The sequence below is a fragment of the Xenorhabdus griffiniae genome (assembly GCF_001028135.1).
GTDB classification, from domain to species: Bacteria; Pseudomonadota; Gammaproteobacteria; order Enterobacterales; family Enterobacteriaceae; genus Xenorhabdus; species Xenorhabdus bakwenae.
Map to the genome: position 1 here is coordinate 1 of NZ_LDNM01000118.1, position 5,422 is coordinate 5,422.

The window sequence follows — 5,422 nt, forward strand, 5'->3', positions numbered from 1 at the left end:
GATGGGTTTATTGAAGCAGAGGTGTTTACTACAAAGACATATACACCGTGGATGGCAAGAAATCTGGTTAAGGCAAATTTAAGTATGGGGGTAGAAATTATTCCGTCATCATACGCTAAATTTTGTGAAGTCAGAGAGGTGGTGAGGGTGGCTTGCCCGACATGCAAAGGGAAAAGTGAAGTCAGTCACTCATGCCGCTGCAATGGCCGCGGGGAGGTTCTGGATGCAAAGCAAACCAATCAACTTGGTTTTCCAGTTTTTAAAACATGCTCCAAATGTTCTGGTCGTGGATATTCCAGATTACCAGCCGAGGATGTTAGGCGTGTTATCTGCGATACGGTAATGGAATTGCCTGAGACTACATGGAGAAGAAATTTCAAGCCGTTCTATGAAGGATTGATTCAGGAGTGCTTCAAAGAGGAAGAAGAGGCTGATTCTATTCTATCAAAATTAACGAAAAGAGAAATTATTTCTATATAAGCATTAAATAGTAGATAAACAATATTGACAAAGTGGCGAAAATAGCCCATCATTGCTCTAACGATGGGTTATTGCCTCTCGTTGAAACAGAAAAGAATTCTAAGCCTCGCACTCGCGGGGTTTTTTGCTTTCTGGGGGAACGAATGTCCACGCCAATCACTGAGTCCTTAGTTATCCGTCCTGCCTCTGAGCAACCTACGTTTGATATGAACGGTAAAGAAGTGTTGGTTTTAAATCCTTGCGATGGCTGGCACATTGGTTATGTTAGTTTCTGGAATGAGAAAGAATATAGCGGTATTTATCGATGGATAGGGGAAGAATTTGAACCCCGGTATTTTTATGTTGCTTGGGCGCTTTTGCCTGATGGCTTGAAAATTGGTGATGCTTTCGAAGCTCAGGGAGCTACACCAGAAGAACATGATCGTTACTGGGCGGCAAGAGAGAAGCCGAACGGGAAATAAGTTCAGCGGTCAACTCAGCATTCACAGCTCGATCGGGGTCGATAAACACCTATATCGTAGCTAAATCAATATATTAGGTGTGATTTTAACCATTCCGATCAACACCTCGAATGGGTATAGAGAGTATCCCATGAAAGATGAATTCGATGGCTTTATCCAACCTCTGCAAAAAATGCAGTAGTTCAAAATCCCGCAAGCCCGGGATGTTTAGATGAATATTTCAAGGCTGCGCATGGCGTGGCCTTTTTCATATCTGGAACTTTGGCGTAGAGGGTTCGCGCGGATGCCTGAAGAGCATTAGGACTCGGTTCGATTCCGAGAGGTTCCACCAAATTATCGAAGGTCACTTAGGTGGCCTTTTTTGTTACACGTCATTCAATTTGGCTTATTAGGATAGCTTCTGAATTGATAGGTAAAACCTTCTTTTCAGTCTGAGTGATGAATGATACTGTATTTATATACAGCTAATGGATTTCTAAATGGAACACAGATCAATTTGTTTGAAGTGCAGACTTGTTGGCATATAGATATTAATAGTAAATTTATCATATAAATTTATTTTAAGAGGCTGACTGTTGTGCTTTCAAACTTAGATAGGTGGGTTCTAGCATTCGATTTTTGTTTTAAACCTACGCATATAGAGGCACCAGATATTCCAATAACTGACATACTCAGTAGAATTAATATGTTAGTTCAGCAAGGTGGGGCAGTAAAGACTTATAATAACGGGACAAGGGCGATTCGTATATCAAAATCTAGATATGATTCTGGGAATACTAGCGCTACACTTTTAGTGCAGTTATGTGATCAGAATGCTTCTGATCCGGTTTTTGCGGATTTAGCTACAGGGAGTTTGCGAGTAGAGCCTAAGTTAGCAGGAGAAGGCATTGCCATATCTTCACATATAATCATTTCGACCTCTCCATCGCCAAATACGGTCGATTATTTCAAAACTTTGGTTGAATGCGTTCCTGGAATAAGTAAGTCAATCATTGAGCCATTTATGAATGCCATTTTGAAAGAGGCATTCGACGGTTCTGACTTTATAAACCCAGCAACTCGGGCTAGATGCAAGCTTAGGCCTAAATTGGAAATATTTTCTCATGGCTCCCAGACCATTATGGATGCTTTACAAGGCGGCAAGATTCATAATGTTCGACTTGTTAGCACACAGAAAAAGGGCGGGTTAGACAGGACTGCTTACACCGAACTAACAGAAAGAGCTGTTAGATTTAAAGTAGTGAGGCAGCCTGCAACCAGAGATAAAAAACGCTTACTAGAGATATTCCGTAGAAGAGGCTTCAAAGAAGGCTATAGCAAGGTTTCTATAAGTTATAGTAAGGATGGGAAGCAATCTAGCTTGGAGTTAGATCGGAATGAAGATGCAGCCACTAAACTTTTTACAAAAAGTGAAAAGGTAATTCTTCCAGATGGCATTAACCAATGCGAAGAAAATATTCATGAAGATTTAGAACTAAGGATGAAGAATCTTTTGTAAGCAGTGAGAGATAAATGATGAAACTTTTATCACCACTTAATTATTTGAAAATAAAGCATGAGGAGAAAAAGTGGTACGACCTATATCTGCCACTTGCTGGTGCTATATTTATTACTATTGTATATAGTTACCTGCCAAATCAATTCAAGCTAATTGGAAATAATGGATTAATTTCACAAGTAAATGGTTTGCTACAGGTTCTAATCGGTTTTTATATTGCTGCCTTGGCGGCTGTCTCTACTTTTGGGAATGCTCGGATTGATGATATTATGGCGGGAACTCCTCCTACCTTAAAAGAAAGTTTCCGAGGGAAAATGTCATCAGTGAAGCTCACGAGACGGCGCTTTATTTGTTATCTATTTGGTTATTTGGCTCTTGTAAGCTTTGCATTATTCAGCATTGGATTAACAACATCTTTAGTTGGACAAAATTTTGCGGTTTGGTTTGCTAGTGCGAGCTCATTATGGTGCTTGACTGCATTGAAAATTATTTTTGTTTTTGTCTATTTCTTGATGTTGTTAAATATTGCAACCACTACTTTGTTAGGTTTATATTTCCTTGCTGTCAGAATACATCAAAGTGATATTTAATATAGATTATAAAGTTAGTTTATTATCACAATAACCAGCCAAGTGCTGGTTTTTTTGTATTCGCCGCCGCAACGTCTCAACACGCCAAATTGTTGCGGCTGGCATCCCACTTACTACAACTCACAGGGGTAACCATCGTTCACCCCACGGACGCCCATTGTTCAAATGGGGTGGAATATGAAGATGAAAGAAAATCCTGATTTATGGGCTGACATGTTAAATGGCCTGAAAAACTCGTGGCCGCAAATATCCGGCTCTGCTTTAGCTATCGTAATTTGTTACGGACGCCTGATTTACGACGGCGTGGAACGAAAGAACCGCTGGGTAGAGGCGCTGCTCTGTGGTGCTTTGTCATGGAGCGTATCCAGTGGGCTAGAGATGTTTGGCATTCCTATCAGTTTTGCACCGGCTATCGGTGGCGCTGTTGGATTTATTGGCGTTGAGAAAATACGCGAGTTTGCTATTCGTGCCATCAATAAACGGTTGGGGGATAAACAGTGAGCAGAGGCATTCGCAATAACAACCCGGGCAATATCCGCCACGGGGATAACTGGCAGGGTCTGCGCAAGACTCAGACTGATAACGCGTTCTGCCAGTTTATCGCGCCGGAATGGGGTATACGGGCGATGCTCAAAATCCTGCGTACTTACGAGCGCAAATATGGTGACAGGACTATCCGCCAGTTTATATCCCGTTGGGCACCAGAGACAGAAAACGATACTGAGGCCTACATTGCCTATGTGAGTCGTTCAGTCGGTATCGATAGTCGTGCAGGGATTGACGTTAACAATAAATCCATCATGACAGCACTGGTCAAGGCGATGATACAGATGGAGAACGGCAAACAGCCTTATTCGGATGATGTATTTGAAAAAGCCTACAGCTTAATCTGAATTCCATAGCCTCGCATTTGCGGGGCTTCTTTTTATCTGCGTACTGACGTGCGCGAACCCCAATCATGAGCTTATAGAAATAGAGCCTGAGAATTATCGCCAGGTGGCGACCTCTCATGGGCGATATTTCTACGTCAGCAGGCTCTTATTTCTATAGGAATACGCATATGTACACAATCACAGTCCCTTTTTATGACGATGAACTTTATGTTGTGGAATACAACAATGAACCTTATGTGCCGATGAGACCCATTGTTGAAGGAATGGGGATGAACTGGGCCTCACAATATACCAAGATAAAACAAAGATTTAACACCTGCGTTGTGAATATCACAATGCAGCTTCCCGGAGATAAACAGCATAGGGATGTAGTTTGCCTTGCTCTGCGTAAACTTGTTGGCTGGTTAGCAACCATCAGTCCAAATAAAGTTAAATCCGGCATTAAAGACAATGTGATCCGCTATCAAAATGAGTGTGATGATGTTCTTTATGAGTACTGGACAAAGGGAGTAGTAGTCAATCCTCGCAAGCGTAGTGTGTTGGAAGAACTGAATCAGGCCTGCGCTGACTTAAAAAGAGACAAGCAACTAGCCAGTGTGTTTGGTACTGGCCTCAACGAGTGGAAGAAGGTCAGGCCTGAACATGAAAGCAAGATAAGGGGACTGGTCGGGCAGGCCACTGACTTAGTTCTGGATCTTGTTCTGGCTGAAACAGGTAAGGGTAAAACAACACGTACTGAACAAGGTGAGTGACATGAAATTCAACAGCCAGTACTTCACCCTTGGTACTCTGGTGATTGTTTCTGGCCTGTTCTGGTTCTATTACAGTGAGTATCAGGACAAGGCCGAAGAATACCATAGCTTAAAGTTAGAGTATGACGAGCAGGTCGCCATCAACACCAACCAGCAAGAACGCATCCAGCAACTCGCAGAACGGGACACTAAACAACTACAGGAACTCGCCAATGCCAAATCTAAACTTGATGAGCTTAGCGATACTCTCCGCACTAACGTTAAGCGCGTGTACATCAAAGCCGAGTGCCCCGTGTCTGAAACCGCTTCCCCCTCCGGCATGGATGGTTCAAGACCCGCCAGACTGGCGAAAGACGCTGAACAGGATTATGTACGTCTCCTCGGAGAACTGGAAACCCTCGAAGCCCAGTTCCTCGGACTGAGGGATTGGGCGAAGATTGAATGTCAGTAGCCTCTGAATAATCAGGGGCTTTTTATTATCAGAAACAGGAAAAGAAACCATGTTTACAGTTAAGCAGATTATCGAGAACGCCACATCATTGTATGAAACCAAAGAGATCACCATTGCTCGTATTGGTTCACCTCAATGGAAACAGGCATTTGATTTGGCTAACGAGTTGGGTATTGAAACCCCAGATGTCATTGAATTTATTCCACCGTCCTATTCAGATGAAGAAATGACACAGGTTATTGAAGAAGAACATTCACTCAGTGTAACCCGTGAAGGTGTGAGCACTAATGATTGTAT

General features: G+C 42.5%; 8 protein-coding genes, 1 tRNA gene and 1 pseudogene. All 10 read left to right on the forward strand.

Annotation, left to right across the window (positions count from 1 at the left end; genetic code table 11):
* Positions 1-480: antitermination protein (locus AAY47_RS17775; RefSeq protein WP_047771600.1), on the forward strand; the 480-nt coding region annotated here is incomplete at its 5' end.
* Positions 481-623: 143 nt separating this feature from the next.
* Entirely contained in the window at positions 624-941 is a 318-nt protein-coding gene (locus tag AAY47_RS17780) for a hypothetical protein (protein ID WP_047771601.1), read from the forward strand.
* Positions 942-1,196: 255 nt separating this feature from the next.
* Positions 1,197-1,272, forward strand: a tRNA-Phe gene (locus AAY47_RS17785).
* Positions 1,273-1,626: 354 nt separating this feature from the next.
* A complete protein-coding gene (locus AAY47_RS17790; RefSeq protein ID WP_152669838.1) occupies positions 1,627-2,439 on the forward strand; it encodes a hypothetical protein in 813 nt (270 codons plus the stop codon).
* Positions 2,440-2,453: 14 nt separating this feature from the next.
* A complete protein-coding gene (locus tag AAY47_RS17795; protein WP_047771602.1) occupies positions 2,454-3,029 on the forward strand; it encodes a hypothetical protein in 576 nt (191 codons plus the stop codon).
* Positions 3,030-3,206: 177 nt separating this feature from the next.
* Positions 3,207-3,530 carry a phage holin, lambda family gene (locus AAY47_RS17800; protein ID WP_235428408.1) on the forward strand — a complete coding sequence of 108 codons (324 nt, stop codon included), beginning with the start codon at positions 3,207-3,209 and terminating at the stop codon, positions 3,528-3,530.
* A complete protein-coding gene (locus AAY47_RS17805) occupies positions 3,527-3,922 on the forward strand; it encodes a structural protein (protein WP_047771603.1) in 396 nt (131 codons plus the stop codon). The genes AAY47_RS17800 and AAY47_RS17805 overlap by 4 nt, the downstream gene beginning before the upstream one ends.
* 167 nt (positions 3,923-4,089) lie before the next feature.
* On the forward strand, positions 4,090-4,674 hold the full coding sequence (locus AAY47_RS17810) for a phage antirepressor N-terminal domain-containing protein (protein ID WP_047771605.1): 585 nt from the start codon (positions 4,090-4,092) through the stop codon (positions 4,672-4,674).
* A gap of 1 nt (position 4,675) precedes the next feature.
* A complete protein-coding gene (locus AAY47_RS21860) occupies positions 4,676-5,125 on the forward strand; it encodes a lysis protein (RefSeq protein WP_047771607.1) in 450 nt (149 codons plus the stop codon).
* A 49-nt stretch (positions 5,126-5,174) separates the two neighbouring features.
* Positions 5,175-5,422: pseudogene (locus tag AAY47_RS17820) on the forward strand (hypothetical protein); the annotation flags it as partial.

Coding starts and splice junctions, on each gene's coding strand:
- AAY47_RS17800 (WP_235428408.1), top strand. CDS start 3,207: ATGAAGATGAAAGAAAATCCTGATTTATGGGCTGACATGTTAAATGGC.
- AAY47_RS17810 (WP_047771605.1), top strand. CDS start 4,090: ATGTACACAATCACAGTCCCTTTTTATGACGATGAACTTTATGTTGTG.
- AAY47_RS17790 (WP_152669838.1), top strand. CDS start 1,627: ATGTTAGTTCAGCAAGGTGGGGCAGTAAAGACTTATAATAACGGGACA.
- AAY47_RS21860 (WP_047771607.1), top strand. CDS start 4,676: ATGAAATTCAACAGCCAGTACTTCACCCTTGGTACTCTGGTGATTGTT.
- AAY47_RS17780 (WP_047771601.1), top strand. CDS start 624: ATGTCCACGCCAATCACTGAGTCCTTAGTTATCCGTCCTGCCTCTGAG.
- AAY47_RS17795 (WP_047771602.1), top strand. CDS start 2,454: ATGATGAAACTTTTATCACCACTTAATTATTTGAAAATAAAGCATGAG.